12 protein-coding genes and 1 other RNA gene are annotated in these 17,530 nt (G+C 43.0%); all 13 read right to left on the bottom strand.

Going from position 1 to position 17,530, the window contains the following annotated elements:
- Nucleotides 1-86 precede the first annotated feature (86 nt).
- Nucleotides 87-1,301 carry a peptide-methionine (S)-S-oxide reductase MsrA gene (gene msrA, locus AK823_RS06225; protein ID WP_068327365.1) on the bottom strand — a complete coding sequence of 405 codons (1,215 nt, stop codon included), beginning with the start codon at nt 1,299-1,301 and terminating at the stop codon, nt 87-89.
- A 177-nt stretch (nt 1,302-1,478) separates the two neighbouring features.
- The gene (locus AK823_RS06220; RefSeq protein WP_068327362.1) at nt 1,479-2,804 is read right to left on the bottom strand and encodes an iron-containing alcohol dehydrogenase; all 1,326 of its coding nucleotides are present in this window, start codon (nt 2,802-2,804) and stop codon (nt 1,479-1,481) included.
- A 133-nt stretch (nt 2,805-2,937) separates the two neighbouring features.
- Nucleotides 2,938-4,152 (bottom strand): low temperature requirement protein A, encoded by a 1,215-nt coding sequence (locus AK823_RS06215; protein WP_068327359.1) that lies wholly within the window; start codon nt 4,150-4,152, stop codon nt 2,938-2,940.
- 56 nt (nt 4,153-4,208) lie between these two features.
- Nucleotides 4,209-5,906 carry a dipeptide ABC transporter ATP-binding protein gene (locus AK823_RS06210; protein WP_228138923.1) on the bottom strand — a complete coding sequence of 566 codons (1,698 nt, stop codon included), beginning with the start codon at nt 5,904-5,906 and terminating at the stop codon, nt 4,209-4,211.
- Between the two features lies 1 nt (nt 5,907).
- Complete coding sequence (locus tag AK823_RS06205) at nt 5,908-6,990, bottom strand: ABC transporter permease (protein ID WP_068327357.1); 1,083 nt, start codon at nt 6,988-6,990, stop codon at nt 5,908-5,910.
- Nucleotides 6,990-8,060 carry a microcin C ABC transporter permease YejB gene (gene yejB / locus AK823_RS06200; protein ID WP_068327356.1) on the bottom strand — a complete coding sequence of 357 codons (1,071 nt, stop codon included), beginning with the start codon at nt 8,058-8,060 and terminating at the stop codon, nt 6,990-6,992. The genes AK823_RS06205 and yejB overlap by 1 nt, the downstream gene beginning before the upstream one ends.
- A 42-nt stretch (nt 8,061-8,102) precedes the next feature.
- A complete protein-coding gene (gloB, locus tag AK823_RS06195) occupies nt 8,103-8,882 on the bottom strand; it encodes a hydroxyacylglutathione hydrolase (RefSeq protein ID WP_068327354.1) in 780 nt (259 codons plus the stop codon).
- A 178-nt stretch (nt 8,883-9,060) separates the two neighbouring features.
- Nucleotides 9,061-10,893: an extracellular solute-binding protein gene (locus AK823_RS06190; RefSeq protein ID WP_068327352.1), complete on the bottom strand. Its 1,833-nt coding sequence runs from the start codon at nt 10,891-10,893 to the stop codon at nt 9,061-9,063.
- A gap of 292 nt (nt 10,894-11,185) precedes the next feature.
- Nucleotides 11,186-12,295, bottom strand: coding sequence for a 3-phosphoserine/phosphohydroxythreonine transaminase (gene serC / locus AK823_RS06185; protein ID WP_068327349.1), 1,110 nt, complete (start codon nt 12,293-12,295; stop codon nt 11,186-11,188).
- Between the two features lie 156 nt (nt 12,296-12,451).
- Entirely contained in the window at nt 12,452-13,345 is an 894-nt protein-coding gene (locus AK823_RS06180; protein ID WP_068327347.1) for a hypothetical protein, read from the bottom strand.
- Nucleotides 13,346-13,467: 122 nt separating this feature from the next.
- Nucleotides 13,468-16,446 carry a M48 family metalloprotease gene (locus AK823_RS06175; RefSeq protein ID WP_068327344.1) on the bottom strand — a complete coding sequence of 993 codons (2,979 nt, stop codon included), beginning with the start codon at nt 16,444-16,446 and terminating at the stop codon, nt 13,468-13,470.
- Nucleotides 16,447-16,496: 50 nt separating this feature from the next.
- A complete protein-coding gene (locus tag AK823_RS06170) occupies nt 16,497-17,093 on the bottom strand; it encodes a LemA family protein (RefSeq protein WP_068327341.1) in 597 nt (198 codons plus the stop codon).
- Between the two features lie 207 nt (nt 17,094-17,300).
- Nucleotides 17,301-17,397: signal recognition particle sRNA small type (gene ffs, locus AK823_RS06165), an RNA gene on the bottom strand.
- Between the last annotated feature and the right edge of the window lie 133 nt (nt 17,398-17,530).

Genomic DNA, 17,530 nt, shown 5'->3' with positions numbered 1-17,530 from the left:
TTCACAATCGCTAAGCTCTTACAAAAAAATCGCCCACCATGTCATTTAGACAATAGTGAGCGATTTCTAATTCTGAACAAACAGCCTTAACTAACTGCTTTTACTTGAGCAATCAAGTCGCCGTAACCGGCCTCTTCCATTTGAGCTAACGGAATAAAGCGCATAGCTGCTGAGTTCATGCAATAGCGTTTACCTGTAGGTGCTGGACCATCGTCAAAGACATGACCTACATGTGAATCTGCATAACGACTGCGAATCTCGGTACGAGTTCCAAATATTCCTCGATCTGCTTTTTCCACCACCAGACTAGCATTCAGTGGACGGGTAAAGCTCGGCCAGCCTGTGCCAGACTTGTATTGATCACGAGATGAATATAACGGTTCACCTGACACCACGTCTACATACAGTCCAGGCTCTTTGTTATCCCAATAGGCATTATCAAAGGCGCGCTCGGTATCGTCTTTTTGCGTGACTTTATATTGAATGTCACTTAGTGATTTTTTAAGCTCAGCTTGTGTCGGCTTCACAAACGTCTCTGGATTAAAACCAGCGCCTGTTTTGCCGTTTACAGCCTTGCTTGTCATTTCTGGCTTTGCGCTGGCCGCAGTAGGTTTAAACTTACTGAAATCCAACTGGTAATTCTTACCATACACGCTTTCAATAAACTGGTAGCGACCAGAATTGAAAGTATAGGCCTTATAGCGTAGTGGGTTCTTCTTATAATAATCTTGATGATACTCTTCTGCTGGATAAAATTTGCTAGCAGGAACAATTTCGATCACTACTGGCTTGTTATAAACACCAGAAGCTTGTAATGATTGCTTAGCAGCTTCTGCTATCTGCTTTTCTTGGTCATTGTTATAAAAAATGGCCGGACGATACTGAGTACCTCTATCTACAAACTGACCTTTGTCATCAGTAGGATCAGCAATTCGCCATAGCGCTTGAACGATACCATTGTAGGTAATCTTTGTCGGATCATAATATATTTGCGCCGCTTCAGTATGACCAGTACCACCTGCCGATACCGTGCTATAAGTTGGATTTTCAGTCTGGCCGCCTGCATAACCTGAGACCACTTCTACAACGCCAGGGATTTTCTCATAACCCGCTTCTACGCACCAAAAGCAACCGCCAGCTAGCGTAGCCACTGCCAAGTTTGGATCAGTAGGTGCATAAGGGTTGTCAATGGAGGTGTTTTTTACGGTGGCAGTATTCTCAGTAGAAGCACAGCCGACGTAAAAAATACTGCTGGCGGCCATACTTATGATAATAGCGCTTGTCTTTAATTTACGATTCATAGAAGTTCCTAAGAGTAACGTTATAAAACTATAGAACCCTTAGGAAGTACCAAAACATAGGCAGTACCGAAAGATTCCCATATTGCTGTATATGAAGGACTTTTGATAAACTTTCAACCGATTAAAAACATCTCGTATACAAATTTAGTGACGTCTTCTCTAACAAGATTCTATCTACTAGGCAGCTTTATCATTACTTTTATCACTACTTTTAGCCTTATTGGTACGATCATCACTCGCTGTCTTAATTCTCATTAAGATATCTTTTATTTCCGGTGCCTTCATATAAGTAGGGACCGCATAAGTGTCGCTGACTTCTTTAGCAGCCGCTTTGGCGATACTATCAAAATCACTAGTTTTTATACCTTCAACAGTAGGGTTGATACCTACTGTTTCGAGCAAGTCTCGCACTTGGGCAATAAGATGGTCTGCCACATCGTTATCACCGTTATCAGCTTGACCACTCTTTATAATACCAGTCTTTCTTGCCAATATTGCCAATCTTTTTTCACTCGCCTTACGGTTTAGCTCAAGTACATAAGGTAGCACGATCGCATTAGCGCGACCATGCGGAACATTATAATACGCCCCTAACTGGTGAGCGATGGCATGAACATAACCAAGACCTGCTTTATTTAAAGCAATACCACCATAATGAGCTGCAATCCCCATTTCTTCTCTGGCTTTGAGATCGTCCCCATTTGTATAGGCTATCGGTAGATACTGCATAACTGATTTGACAGCAGAAGCAGCGTAGTAATCGGTCTCAGCGCTAGCGTTTATACTCATCCACGCCTCTAAGGCATGGGTGAGGACATCAATACCGGTATCGGCTGTAATATGCGCGGGCATACCTTGCATAATGGTCGAGTCAATAGCCGCTGCTAATGGCACCATTTTTGGATCGATAGCGATCGCCTTTTGATGGGTTTTATCGTCTGAGACAACTGCACCAATAGTGGCTTCTGAGCCGGTACCCGCGGTACTAGGAATACAATAAAGTGGCATACAAGGTTTTTTGGCTTTAAAAAGTCCAATGAGCTGTTTTGGCTTGTAGTTGTTGCTTTGGCACATAGCAATCATTTTGGCCGTATCAATCACCGAACCACCACCGATAGCTAATACGGCATCACAATTAGCATTCACAGATTGACGTAAACTATCTTCAATCACTTTAAAAGTAGGGTCTGGTGTAATACCGTCATAGACATGATAGCCAATGTTATTTTTTTGTAGATAATCAGTAACTTTATCTGGTATACCTAGCTTGTTAAGCACAGCATCAGTGACAATGAATACATTGCGGCCACCTTCATTGATAATCATGTCACACAGCTCATTACACGCTTCTTCGCCTACAAACAATAGAGGCCTTGGTATTGTCATTAAATGTGAGAAGGCATTTAATATCTTAGCTCGAGTTTTGGCAACCGCTAGGTAACCTGCATACTGCAAACCATCAGTATTAATGAGCTTAGAAATACTTGTTTTTTTTGTGGGCATGAAAAATCCTTTAAACGGAAATGCTAAGAAGTGTGTAAGTAGCTATAATAGCTAACTACTGTTTGATCTCATTTTGACACTGTAGCTTTTAAAATACAGCTATTATTGTGAACTGATGTGTTCTCAATCGTTATTAACTACTCTCTTTAACTAACCATTGCTCATTATCTTGACCAAAATACCAAATCATCATTACAGGCGCTAAAATACTCAGCCAAATACCATAAGTAATATTCAAACCTTGCGCCACAGCAATATAACTCAGCCCAATAATGATTAAAGCAATGACCATCGCAACAATATTGTTACTCGACTTGCGGCACATTAACTCTCGCAGTATCGTTAGCGTCAATAAAAACACACTTAACATGCCCATCAACATACCCATCGCGTACGTCTGTGAGATGACTTGATTTGCGCCATCACTGGTATCGCCCGCTACGGACTCGGTAACCAAATTAAGCATACTGCCTAAACCTGCTATTGAGGCAAAGATAAAGAAATGACCATAGCCAAATAAAAACAAATCATGGCGACGGCGTTCTTTGTTTAGGATCGTATCGAAAGGGACGATGAAATATAACCACCATAAAGAAAACACCAATGCTACTAAGCTTGAGCCTAGAAACATAATAGAGCTTGCAGCGGAAGAAGAATTGGCTAAAAAATATTGAATCGTATTGCTAACCCCTACCACACCCTCGCCTAATACGATAATGGTCAACAGGCCATAACGCTCTGCAATGTGTCCAGGATGCCAATTGTTGAACTGCTCCGAGCGTGCCCATACAGGCATGAGTAACTCTGCTACGATAAATAAGAACAATGCAGGCGTTTGTAATGATGCGGGTAGAAACAGCCAAATTATCCAGAGTGCTTGCAAGGTTAATAAACCGACTATACTACGCCCAGCGACCTTTTTATGTCCTAGTACTTGTCGATAGACACGCCACCACTGACTACAACTCGCCAGCCGCATAATGGCATAGCCCATTACCCCAATCCATGTCAGCCCTTGCTCATAAAACTGATGGATATTGGCTGCTATCATAAGCGAGCCAAACATCTGAAACATCACTGATATGCGATAAAACCAGTCGTCAGGATCATATCCTGACGCAAACCAAGTAAAGCTGGTCCATGCATTCCACAGGATAAAAAATGCCACGATAAAGGTTAAAAACCCTGAAAGATCATGTTCATTCAAGCGATTATAAAAACCGTTTGCAGCAGCAGCAACGGCGATGACATAGACTAAATCAAACAACAGCTCAAGCGTGGTTGATGGTCGATTTGGCTCATTAGGATCTCGGGCTTGGATGGGTTTTATTTTGAGCCTGCCAATCATGTAGGGTGTTCCGATTTATCTAAATTCATATAGCTATTCCATTCTGACTGCTTAGGCTATAGCATACTTGCCTGCAATAACTGCTTCGCATACGGATGTTTTGGATTATTAAAAATATCTTCGGTAGGTCCGGACTCTATGCACATGCCTTCTTTTAGCACCATAATATGCTGACATAACGCGCGTACTACTTTTAAATCATGGCTGATAAATATATAACTGATTTGCAGTTTTTCCTGAATCTCTCGTAGCAAGTTGACCACAGTGACTTGCGTGGTACTATCAAGCGCAGAAGTTGGCTCGTCCAGTATCAATAAACTTGGCTGCATAATTAGTGCGCGTGCAAGCGCCACCCGTTGACGCTGACCGCCCGATAGCTCATGCGGATAACGTTGCACAAACTCTAACGGCAAATGCACGGTAGCAAGACTCTCCATCACTGCCTGCTGGCGGGATATTTTATCAACACCTTGTACTAATAATCCTTCTTCGACTATCTGCATGACCGTCATGCGAGGATTGATACTGGCAAAGGGGTCTTGAAATACCATTTGAATCTGTGAGCGGAACTTACGCAGCTCGCTCTTGGACAATGCTGAAATATCCTGTCCATTAACCAGTATCCGACCACCGACACGCGTTTGATTGCTGAGTAACTGACTTAACGCAAGTGCAATTGTTGTTTTCCCAGAGCCTGACTCACCAACGATACCTAATGCCTGCCCTTTTTGCAGGATCATATCGACATCTTTTACCGCATCGAACCAACGTTTAGTACTGCCAAACAAGCTTTTCTCAATTGGAAACTGTACTTGTAAATTGCTGACCTGCAATACGGTTGGTTGCTGACTTTCATTCTCAAATAAATTCAGCGCTTGTCCAAAGTCTTGTTTGATAAGCGAGCGGGTATATTCTGCCTTAGGCTGACTGAATACCGCTGCGGTTTTCCCCTGCTCAATAGTCTGCCCTTGACGCATGACGATGACTTCATCGCTGTAGCGCCTGACCAAATTGAGATCATGGCTGATTAATATCATCGCCATATTATGCTGTCTCTTAAGATCATCTAACAGGGCGAGAATCTCATGTTGCAAGGTGACATCAAGCGCGGTGGTTGGCTCATCAGCGATTAAAATATCAGGCTGCTGCGCTAATGCCATGGCAATCATTACCCGCTGACGTTGACCACCCGATAGCTCATGCGGATAGCGTTTCAGCTTATCAGCAGGGTCGCTAATATTGACATCGTCTAACAAGGCAATGCTTTTCTCTCGCCATTGCTTTTTTGGCACACCGCTGAGACGCAGAGATTCTGCAATTTGCTTAGCGACCGTGTGTAGCGGATTGAGCGCCGTCATTGGCTCTTGAAACACCATCCCAATGCGCTGCCCACGCACAGATCGTAACGCTGCGTTACGTGTCCTATTATTAGTGACCGGCAATGTAGCCATTCCTGTTACATCTGCTAACTGCACCTCACCAGTAACGGTCAAGCTGTCTGGCAACAACCCCAATAATGCGAGACTGGCAATCGACTTACCAGAGCCAGACTCACCAACGATAGCTAGCGTTTGTCCCTGTCTTAGTTCATACGATAGCTTATCGACTAAAGCAGTACCTACATTGGTGGCAATACTAAGCTTATTCACTGTCAGCATGAGTTTGTTTTGTACATTGCTATGACTGTTGTTTAAACGGTTGTTTTGCTCAGTAGCAGTTTTCATATTGGCGTTTATCATCTTATCAGTTGTCATATCAGGAGCGCCTCGGATCAAAGGCATCACGCAGTGCTTCGCCAACGAAAATTAGCAATGATAAAATAAAGGTTAAACTAAAAAATCCCGATAAGGCTAACCAAGGAGCATCAAGGTTATTTTTCCCCTGTACCATCAGCTCACCCAGCGACGGTGACCCAGGCGGTAAGCCATATCCTAAGAAGTCTAGTGCTGTTAAAGCAATAATATTGGCGGTTAAGATAAACGGCAGCTGCGACAAGCTTGAGGCCAACGCATTAGGCAAGATATGCCTGAGCATGATTTGACTGTCCGACACCCCAAGGTTGCGAGCGGCACGGACATAATCAAAGTTACGCGCCCGCAGAAACTCTGCCCGCACCAGACCAACCAGCCCCATCCAACCGAATAACAGCATCATGGCAAATAGCATGGTGATACTAGGGCTAAACAAGCTGACCAAAATAATAATCATAAACAGCTGTGGCATACCGCCCCACACTTCCATGAAACGCTGCCCTGCCAAATCTACCCAGCCACCGTAATAACCTTGTATCGCACCGACGATGACGCCAATCAACGCACCTGCTAGCGTCAGTGCCAGACCAAACAATAACGATACCCGCATGCCATAAAGTATCCGCGCTAGTACATCACGACCCATATCATCAGTACCCAGCCGGTTCTGGCTATTGGGTGCGGCCGGATATGGAATGCCCAGCTCAACGTTTGGCGTCTGGTCGGCAAAGGGAATCAGCGGCATCACATAATAACCCTGATCATTAATCAGCGTTTGCACCGCAGGGTCTTTGTAATTGGTTTCGGTCTCAAATACCCCGCCAAAAGTTGTTTCAGGATAGGCTTTCAACACTGGAAAATAGTAATCGCCTTGATACTGCACCAGTAGTGGCTTGTCATTGGCAATCACATTGGCTGCCATACAGATGATAAATATCAGCGCAAAAACAAACAGCGATATCACGCCAAGGCGATTACGGCGAAAGCGATTAAGTCGCGCCTGCCAAATAGGATTTAAACGGCGTTTTTTTTCTAGTGGAATAGAAGATGCGGTTGAGGGTGTTGAAGGTAGTGGATGACTTGACATTAACGCCCCTCAAAATCAATACGGGGATCAATTAAGTGATAACTTAAATCACTGATTAACTGTAATAACAGTCCCACCAAGGTAAAGATAAATAGCGTACCAAATATCACTGGATAATCGCGCTGCTGAATGGCTTCGAAACCTAACAATCCCAAACCATCAAGCTTAAAGATGATTTCAATGAGGAAGTTACCAGCAAAGAAAATTCCAACGATAGCCGCTGGAATACCGGCAATAATAATCAGCATCGCATTACGAAAAACATGACCGTATAAAACTTGACGCTCACCCAAGCCTTTCGCACGGGCGGTGAGCACGTATTGCTTACCCAGCTCTTCTAGAAAGCTAAACTTGGTCAAATAGGTTAAGCCTGCAAAACCGCCAACGGTACTTGCCAGCAGTGGCAATGCAAGATGCCAAAAGTAATCTTTCACTTTACCAAATGCGCTTAATTGATCGAAATTCTCAGAGGTTAGTCCTTGCAGTGGAAAAATATTCCAGTAGCTACCACCCGCAAAAAACACCAGTAGTATGACTGCAAACACAAATACAGGTATCGCATGCCCAATGGCAAGTAGCATAGCGGTGGCTTTATCAATCCCCGAGCCATGATGCATGGCTTTATAAACACCCAGTGGAATGGCTATCATATAAATCAGTAACGTACTCCAAAGCCCAAGCGAGATTGATACTGGTAGCTTCTCTATGATGAGATCGGTCACTGATTGGCCTTTAAAAAAAGACTCACCAAAGTCCAGCTGAGCATAGTTCTTTAACATCAGCCAAAAGCGCTCAGGTGCCGATTTATCAAAGCCGTATTGGGCATTAATCGCTGCAACCATTTCTTCTGATAAACCACGAGTCCCTTGATAGGTACTGTTATTACCGCCCGCACTGCCCGCGCCGATATTACCACCGAGCGCATTGTCTTTTGCGCCCTGCTCGATAAGCGCTAGCTGCTGCTCTACAGGACCGCCAGGAGCCGCTTGTACAATCACAAAGTTCGCCAGCAATATCAAAAATAGCGTCGGTAATATCAGTAACAATCTTTTTAAGATATAACGACCCATAATGGCGGTTTCCTAGAATAAACAGATATGACAACTTAGCATTTAGAAGTTGTTTTTAAGTTCACGTAACGCTGCAAACACCGTCAAAGATTTGTCATCATCGATATTTACTTTAGACTTTACGCCTGTTATCACACTCGGCTCTTGCGTCCGTAAAAACACATTTATTGCACGCTCATGCTCTAAGGTTACGGGTAAAGTTGGAACGCCTTGGGCGGTTTTTTCTTCTGCTTGCGCCAGTGCTTGCTTCATCGCCTCATTGTCAGGCTCAATAGATAGGCCAAAACGTAGATTGCTAGCAGTATATTCGTGGGCTGGATACAGTAACGTCTCAGCAGGCAGCTCATTTAAGCGCTTAAAGCTGTCATGCAATTGCTCAATCGTCCCAGTAAAAACGCGTCCGCAACCAGCACTAAACAGGGTGTCACCACAGAAGCAATGCTTACTGCCGTCGATATCTAATATATAAGCCATGTGACTGGCAGTATGACCTGAGACATCCCATACTTGTGCAGAACAGCCCCACGCACTTACCGTACTACCATCTTTAATAGTCTGATCTTCGTCTACCGTATGCTCGCTGTGTGCGACCAAATGCGTCATAGGATAAGACTCTTGCAGTGTTGCTACGCCGCCAATGTGATCGTGGTGATGATGCGTAGTCCAAATCGAGGTGAGTTCTAACTGGTTCTCTTCTAGATAGGCAACAACCGGCTCGGCTTGACCTGGATCAATGACAATCGCCTGTTTATTACTTTCATTGATTAATGTCCAAATATAATTATCATTGAACGCTTTAATTGGGTGAATACGAATACTCATATTAAATCCTTACCAATAGTTATTTCTATTACTAGTTATCCATGAACGGCTAAACCACTTTGTCTGTGTTAAATAACGATAGCCAATACTTTTAGTTTGTAACCTTATCAATATCTTAAATTGCTGTTATTTTAAAAAGGTCCACTACTAAAGACCGTTACTTTAAAAAAATTGTTACTTATTGTCTTAAATATTTATCAACGCGTGCTTCTGCTTCTTTATCTGACCACCAATAATCAATGCCTACAGCGTTGGTCGGCAGCTTTTCAGTATGACGATATTGATTCCAGTAGGCAACATTGGTTGCAGATTTGCCATATAGAGGTACTAAATAATGACCAGCTCGTAGCAGGCGATCGAGTGTTTTAGTATATAAAACAATCTCTTCACGGCTCTTAGCATTTGCAAGTGCAGCTGTTATCTCATCGATAACTGGGTTTTTAATACCGATTGTATTTCTATTACCAGGCTCATCGGTAGCCGCGCTACCCCAAAAAGCCGCTTGCTCAGCACCAGGGGATAAACTTTGGGCGAATACATCAACCACCATATCATAATCAAAACGGCGCACACGCTCGTAATATTGCGGACCATCCACTTGACGTAGGGTGGCATCAAATCCTAACCGCTTTAAATTACGAATATAAGGCAACAATACACGTCCCATAGTCTCGCCCGTCATCAAAATTTCGATCTGAGCAAGCTTACCATCAGGTTGATATAGCTTCATATCGTCATAATAAAAGCCAGCATCTAGCAACAGCTGCCGCGCCTTTAATAACGCTTTGCGATTAAAGCCGCTACCATCACTAGTCGGCAGTTGCCACTTTGCTAATACGGCTTGACGCTGTATTGGTTCAAGCTTAGATAACAAAGGTGTTAGCACCTGCATCTCAGCAGCAGATGGCGTACCAGTAGCGGCAAGCTCAGAGCCATGAAAGAAGCTTTGCAAGCGTTCATACTGCCCATGAAACAAGGTTTTATTCATCCACTCAAAATCATAAGCAGCCGTCAATGCTTGGCGAACGCGAATATCTTGAAAAAGTGGCCGACGCACATTCATCACTAGACCCTGCATCGGTACTGGGTTTTCACTACTTATGGTTTCTTTATTAATCATACCTGCTTTGACGGCTGGGAAATTGTAACCCGTTGCCCAATTAGAGGCTTTGTTTTCAGGGCGGAAGCGATATTGCCCAGATTTAAAACCCTCAAAGGCAATCTCATCGCTTTGATAATACACAAACTTAATCATATCAAAGTTATAACGACCGCGATTAACCATCAAATCACGACCCCAATAATTGGGATCACGTATATAACTAACCGCGCGCCCCGCATCGACACGACCTAACTTATAAGGACCGCTGCCCATCAATGGCGTTAAGCTGATTTTTTCAAAGTTAGCATCAATAGAGGATTTGGCAAAAATAGGAAACTGCCCGACTGTTAATAAAATCTCTTTATTATTATCTGAGGCAAAGACAAACTTTACTTGTTGCTTATCGATAATTTCAATGGCTTTAATATCGCCTAAATAACTGCGGATATACATCGGCCCTTTGTTTAGTATCGCGTCATAAGTAGCTTTGACATCGCTACTGGTCACAGGAGACCCATCCCAAAAGCGTGCGGCAGGGTTAATATGATAGATAATCCAGCTGGTGTCATCAGGGTCGTAAGTCACCTTGCTTGCCAGCTGCGGATACATGGTAAAAGCTTCATTTAGTGAGCCAGTCATCAAGGTATCATATAGATAATCGGTGCCAATCATTGCCACACCAGTTGTCATCCATTTGTTGGCAGCATTAAAGGTGCCACGCGCATCAAGCGATAATGTACCCCCTGTCGGTGCATTTGGATTGGCATAGGGCATAAAGGGCGCATCAATATACTCAGTGGTACTATTATGACCAAGCGCAGTCGTGGTGATTGGAACTGCGATACTGGCTGGTATCCAACTCACAATTGCCACTAACAGGACAGTTTTTAGCATGGTATTTTTTATCATAATAAAGTTATAACAAACCCCTCTACCAAACCAAATGGATTTATGCAGAATTTACTTAATGACTGAAAATTCATTGCAGCTTAAATGACAATTAAAAGAACATACGGCGCAACATAAGCTCTCATAATTGCTGCAAAATTTCATCATAACAAATTTAGGTTTTTTAGCCTAATGGTTTGCAGTGTTACGGTTACGGTATAACGCCCTACTCATCCAAAAATAAGGTTGACTTTTGATAAAAAAAGACGCAACTCATAAAAGCTGCGTCCTTTGTTCTAAAGCTTATGCTAACTTAAGCGTGCTTTTTTTCAAACGCGATCATAAAGTCAACCAATTTCTGCACCCAGTCTAGTGACACCGCATTATAGATACTGGCACGCATGCCGCCTACATCGCGGTGACCTTTTAAATGCATCAAACCTGCTGCCTCTGACTCTTCTAAAAATACTTTATCAAGGCTGCTGTCTGCTAAAGTAAACGGCACATTCATGATAGAGCGATACTTAGGATCAACTGGATTACTATAGAAGTTGCTGTCATCAATCGTTTTGTAGAGCAAATCTGCTTTTTGCTGATTAATTTTGCCGATAGCAGCAACGCCGCCTTGCTCTTCTAACCAATCAAATACCAACCCTGCCAAGTACCAAGAATACGTCGCTGGCGTGTTTGACATGGATTCTTTTTCAGCTTGATGCTCGTAGTTCATTAGTAGCGGGCACCACTCACTCGCCTGTCCCAATAAGTCTTCACGAATAATCACAATGATTAATCCTGCTGGACCAATGTTTTTTTGCGCACCAGCATATATCATCCCAAACTTAGAGACATCGATTGGCTGTGACAAGATAGAAGATGACATATCAGCAATTAGAGGTGCATCAACTTGTGGTGGCTCAAATATTTGCAAACCATGAATAGTCTCATTGGCGCAGTAATGAAAATAAGCCGCATCTTCGCTTATATTCCAATCGCTTTGGGCTGGCACATCAGTAAAGTTACTGTCTTTACCAGTTGCCACTAGATTAATCTTACCAAGACCTAGATTGGCATAACGCTTCGCTTCTTTGATGGCTTTACCTGACCATGCACCCGTAGTCAGGTAGTCACCGCGCCCACCATTTAATAAGTTCAATGGTATCGCTGAAAATTGTAAGCTTGCACCACCTTGCAAAAACAGCACTTTATAATTGTCTGGAATGTCCATCAATGAGCGCAATTTAGCTTCGGCTTTTTCGGTAATTGCGATGTACTCTTTGCTACGGTGGCTCACTTCCATGACTGACATACCGCGCCCTTGCCAATCAAGTAGCTCACTTTGCGCACGCTCTAGCACTGCGGTCGGTATAGTGGCGGGTCCCGCTGAAAAATTAGGTACACGGTTAGGAGCGGCTTTGGTAGTCATAATCATTATCCTAAATATGATGAAATCATCGTTGTTATATAAGTTTTAAAAGCTAAGGCTTCAAACTGCTGCTTTAAAACCTCTTAAGGTAAGTCTTGTCTCTATTTTTATTCTTAATCACTATGTTCAATAGCTATTGCAGCAGACTGTAAGTCTTTAACTCTGTCTCGACAACTGCTCCCAAAGCTGACGCTTAAGGCTACTATCAGCAAGCATCTCATCCAATGTAGGCACAGTAGTCAGAGTAGGATGCGCAAGGCTATCAGGCAACGCAGTTAATGCAGCAACTTTTATCTCTTCGCTGCGTCCAATTTTAAACACATATCCAGCAAGGCTAGCATTGGCAAGCTCAGCCGTATCCATCCCCTCGCAGATAGGAAATGATGTTGTCTCACAGGTGATTGACAACGCTTGCGTGATATTTTGCCACAGTTTTTGACTGTCGTTATTAAGTGCTTGGATATCAACCAAAACCACCCAATCGCCATAGCGACCACCTTGTAAATCAAATGGCACTACTTTTTTAAAGCTGTCCTCTTTAAAACTATCTTCCTTAAAATTCTCAGCGCTATTTGTGTCAGCAATAGCGGCTTGCTGAACGACAGAATCTACAAGGGATGTAATGACTGTCTTAGAGGTATCAGGGACAGTCGTGTCAAAACTATAGGTAACGGGGCTTTGTTCGTCAGGATAGCTTAAATTTGGCTCATTAACGTCATCATGATAATGGTTAATAGATTCATCATCTACTATGCCTGATATAGATTCCGCAGACTCTATATTTGAATGATCAACGTTTGCAGCGTCAATACTTGGATGTTCTATATTTGGACGGCTAATGCTTGGCTGTTGAATAGTTGTATCGGCAGAAGTAGACTGAATGGCGCTATTAATTATAGTAGGGTCAGGTAAAACAGGCGCAGAAATATCTGCAATATTTAGGGTTTCTGAATTCGGCTGCACCCACTGATTGATACCCATCATCGCTAGAATTTGGCGTTGCTGCATGCGGCGCTGCAATACAATTAGCGGTTCTTGGATATCACTCATGTGTCTCTATTATCCTACTTATTTTGTTTGAATCATTTACAGATGGGCTGATCAGTTTGACAGCTTAACTAAAGTACTCATCACAGTTTTTAATAGTTTCTGAGGCGTCAGCCAAGCTGCATTCAAAACAGCTCGCGAACGCCTAACCATTGCTCTGCGAGTACCATCAAGCAATCATACTCATCTTGACTGATTATCGTATCGTGTAACATCACCGTATGCAATGTACTCAGCCATTGCCGATATTCATTATAGTCTATTTGACTGCTTTCTTGTTGTCTCTCTGGATAATTCTCTTTCCTCTGAGTCTCTATTGTAGATTCAATAGAAGTAGATGCAGGATGGGCAGGCACAGCATTAAAAATAGCCAATAGCTGAACGCTATTTAGACTTTGAGCGGTTAGTAATAACCACTGCAAATTTGCATCACTGACCGCGGTTAAATCAACATCAATCAAGCGCGCATGGCGATGTAAATCTACAATATAGTGCGCAACACTGTCATTATTATAGCCGAGCCCTGAAATATATACTGAGCTATCTAATGTCGATATCATTTGACCTTTGACATCTTTCGATAGCCGGTATGCAAGCAACGTCACTATAGCTCTCTTAGCCACATTAAGGCCGTTAAACACCTGTCCAGAAGGGTCAATCTGAGCACATATATCACTCATGCCCCTCCGTAATAACAGTTGCCATTCACTCTGTGTATTTACATCACTATCGTTTAAAAGTTCGGAAAATATCGGCAGTAATTGCTGTAAATGCAGCGCTTGCCATAACGATAGAATTGGTGAAGCTTGCTGCGCTGGAGTTGATATTGTCGCATTATTCAAAGGAGTCGGTACTGACTGTGCATCACCTGTTAAATTTTTTTCATCTGATAGGTTATCAGAAAAACTTTTGGTCAGATCAGCTGATAGCTGTTTTCCAAACAGCTCAAGCATGCCTTGTTGATAGCGCAACAGCATCGTACGGCATTTTTGCTGCTTTACATAGTGTTGATGGGCTTGGTTACTATGACTGCATTCACTTTTGAGACGTAATTGATCAATAGTGCTTTCTGATAAGTTATGCTGACTGATTTGCTTCACAGCGAATGTAATCAAAGCGCTGTCTAAACGCCGGTCAAAACTCGCCACTATTTTTAATAATTTATGGTCTAGCGTATGCGCTAAAATTTGAGGGTCACTGAAAGTATTAATATTAGTATTAGCATCGGTGTCAGCAGCAGACACACTATCGTTTGGAAGCCCAATCCAAATATCTTTTAAATCATACATGCCAGTCGTAGATATTGTCTGTCCTTGATGGCATAGCATGATGGCTTCTATTAATGCCTGCGCTCCTAGTGGGTGATGACTGTGATTGAGCACATGCTGTGGTAGCGTGACTTTGTTTATATCGTCAATACTAATCAAAGCTGCTGATGGCAAATCGCTGTCAGGTTTTGCCATCCATGGTTTTAACAGATGATAAGTACCAATATCTTCTGCCAGTACCTGCAAGCGTCCATCAATAACGACATCTGCCTCTACCGTAAATTCGAGTCCTGCATCTGCATCAATCTCGTTATTAATTTTACTATTAACATTATTACTAGAAACAGTAGCAGACTTATTGGATGCTTTGTCAAATTGCTGAGTATCAGACAGTAATGGAGAAGGCTTATTAAGGATTGCTTGAGGTTCTTCACTTAGGCTATTTTTTGTTTCACTCCAGTCTCCAAGACGACGCTGTTCATATATCTCTTTTATCTTTTGTTGATTTATGCGCTTCTCTCTTGCGACCTGAACGGCAAAGTCATGATAAGCATTAGCATTAATGGCACTCATGCGTTCAGCTAAGTTAGGATGCGTAGCAAACCATGAGACATCCCCCAGATCCGCCCCACTGCTAGCAAAAAAGAAGTGACTCAGCCCATTGATATCAGCGATATTTGATAAGCGTGAACCAAGTGAATCTTGATGAATGGCTTTTAAAGTTTCGATAATTGCAGGCGAGCGTGTCAGCTGCACGCTGGTCGCATCAGCGAGCAATTCACGCTGACGGTTAAAGCTATGCTTAATCAGCTGCGCACTTGCCATACTCGAAAAACTCAACCCATGTAACAACAATGTCCAAACACTGCGCGGTGCTTGCCGATTAATCACAGGTCTATTTTGTAGCCATCTAGACTGACTTTTTGCTGATGACTGATGACTGTTCGATTGGGTTTGCCAGTAAGATACCCAATCGCTATGGGTAGTAAAGCTTTCTGTCTGCGCTTCAGTGCTGCGCGCACGACTATCGATTGCGCTTTGTGGCAAAGGCATGTCTCGATTAACAGCACTATTAAAAGAGCTATTAATCGAGCTATCGAAATAACTGCCTTGCCGACTATAACTAGAGGCGTTATTACTGATAGGATCACTCCAGTCATAGACTATCTGCAAACCTGCTAATACTACCATCAGCTGCAAATTGAACGTCGCATCGCCATGCAAGATATGACCATATTCATGCCCTATAAGCCCGTATAGCCCATCATCAGACAGTTTATCTAGCGCACCTTGGGTGACGACTAACACCATATCCTGACTATGGCGACCCGCAACGAAACCATTGATGCCTTGCTCATCAGGCAGCACATAGAGAATCGGCATACTTAGACCGGAAGCAATAGCCAACTGCTGGGCAATCTCATAATAACGCCGATAAACAGGCGGAAAATCACGCTCATCACGTACCGCTATATGACGGTCACTAAAGCGAACCTTGGCAACCGTCTCATGCTGATGGGCGACCCCGCTGCTATGTTCCCAAGTGTTCTGACTATTATCAATAAACAAACGCACCGCACCCACGCGCTGGGCAATAGCACGGCCACCAGCCTTTAAACGACAGTACTCTAAAAAGCTACCACCAATAAAGCTAGCCAACGTCCAAACAATGACTAGTACCAGTGCCCAATAGTACACACCACCAGTAAATAGGGTAAGCAGCAGCGTCATTACCCCAAGCGCCACTGCTATATGTGCAAATACTATGAGAAAAAACAGCCCGTAGAGCAACAGGCTGCGCTGAGTACGTGTCCGCTGTTCACCAAAAAAATCCATCTATATGCCTGACTTAAAGATAGCTAAACGCATCTGAATATAATGAAACATCAGCCCATATTGACGACAGGTGCTTGAGCAATGGCCTTTCTGTCTTCAAACACTAAAGGACTAAGTGGACGAAATCCAAAGGTGCTGCTGACAAGATTGTTTGGAAACACTTCGCGGTCATTGTTGTAGAACATCACGCTATCGTTATAATGCTGACGCGCAAAGCCAATACGGTTCTCTGTATTGGTGAGCTCATCCATCAACTCTTTAATCATACTGTCCGCTTTTAATTCCGGATACGCTTCCACGACAGCTGAGAATTGCCCCAATGCTTTGGAAAGCATACCTTCTGCTTTAGCAAATAATGCCATATGCTCAAGTGAGTCTGGTTGATGCTTATTAGAGTCTTGCAAGCTTTGGGCATGGTTACGTGCGCTAATCACGCGGCTGAGTGTCTCTTCTTCGTGGGTTAAATAACGCTTAGCAGTCTCTACCAAGTTTGGAATCAAATCATGACGGCGCTTTAGCTGCACATCTATCTGTGCAAAGCCATTCTTCGCTTGGTTGCGCGCCCGTACCAACTTGTTAAATATCGATACACCAAAAACAACGACTAGCACCACAATAATAATAAATAGCCAAACGAATATTTTCATAAATGAGCCTCAAATCTTTCAGTATTAATATCAGCGTTGATAAAATTTAATACATATTATTTTAACCTATCTTAATCAATGAAACGCCAGAATCAGACGAAATGCAGGCACAAAAAAAGCCCTTTGCAATGAAGGGCTTAGTACATCATATAAACTTTTTAAATGGTTTATCGAAGCAGTTATCAAATTTTAAGCAAAAAAAAGCGACTCCAAAAGCACATCCTCGGCACACATCATAACTATTACCGTTGCTACCTTCCGGTCCTGGCGGGATTCATAGAACAATGTTGCGAGGCTACCAATGGAGCCACCAGTTGCAGATTATACAAGAATTTTTCAGTATTACAACCCCTATCTCAAAACTGTTTAATTACCATAGCAAACAATTGCGATATTTAGTGACAAAATTCTCACAAGGACTCGTCTAAATTTTGCTA

Origin of the sequence: Psychrobacter sp. P2G3 (assembly GCF_001593285.1) — a bacterium.
In the GTDB taxonomy this organism is placed as follows: Bacteria; Pseudomonadota; Gammaproteobacteria; order Pseudomonadales; family Moraxellaceae; genus Psychrobacter.
Note: the sequence above shows the minus strand (reverse complement) of the source record. Positions and strands in the feature narration are given on the sequence as shown.

Excerpts from the sequence above, each read along its gene's own strand:
- msrA (WP_068327365.1), bottom strand. The coding sequence starts at position 1,301 with ATGAATCGTAAATTAAAGACAAGCGCTATTATCATAAGTATGGCCGCC.
- AK823_RS06220 (WP_068327362.1), bottom strand. The coding sequence starts at position 2,804 with ATGCCCACAAAAAAAACAAGTATTTCTAAGCTCATTAATACTGATGGT.
- AK823_RS06215 (WP_068327359.1), bottom strand. The coding sequence starts at position 4,152 with ATGATTGGCAGGCTCAAAATAAAACCCATCCAAGCCCGAGATCCTAAT.
- AK823_RS06210 (WP_228138923.1), bottom strand. The coding sequence starts at position 5,906 with ATGACAACTGATAAGATGATAAACGCCAATATGAAAACTGCTACTGAG.
- AK823_RS06205 (WP_068327357.1), bottom strand. The coding sequence starts at position 6,990 with ATGTCAAGTCATCCACTACCTTCAACACCCTCAACCGCATCTTCTATT.
- yejB (WP_068327356.1), bottom strand. The coding sequence starts at position 8,060 with ATGGGTCGTTATATCTTAAAAAGATTGTTACTGATATTACCGACGCTA.
- gloB (WP_068327354.1), bottom strand. The coding sequence starts at position 8,882 with ATGAGTATTCGTATTCACCCAATTAAAGCGTTCAATGATAATTATATT.
- AK823_RS06190 (WP_068327352.1), bottom strand. The coding sequence starts at position 10,893 with ATGATAAAAAATACCATGCTAAAAACTGTCCTGTTAGTGGCAATTGTG.
- serC (WP_068327349.1), bottom strand. The coding sequence starts at position 12,295 with ATGACTACCAAAGCCGCTCCTAACCGTGTACCTAATTTTTCAGCGGGA.
- AK823_RS06180 (WP_068327347.1), bottom strand. The coding sequence starts at position 13,345 with ATGAGTGATATCCAAGAACCGCTAATTGTATTGCAGCGCCGCATGCAG.
- AK823_RS06175 (WP_068327344.1), bottom strand. The coding sequence starts at position 16,446 with ATGGATTTTTTTGGTGAACAGCGGACACGTACTCAGCGCAGCCTGTTG.
- AK823_RS06170 (WP_068327341.1), bottom strand. The coding sequence starts at position 17,093 with ATGAAAATATTCGTTTGGCTATTTATTATTATTGTGGTGCTAGTCGTT.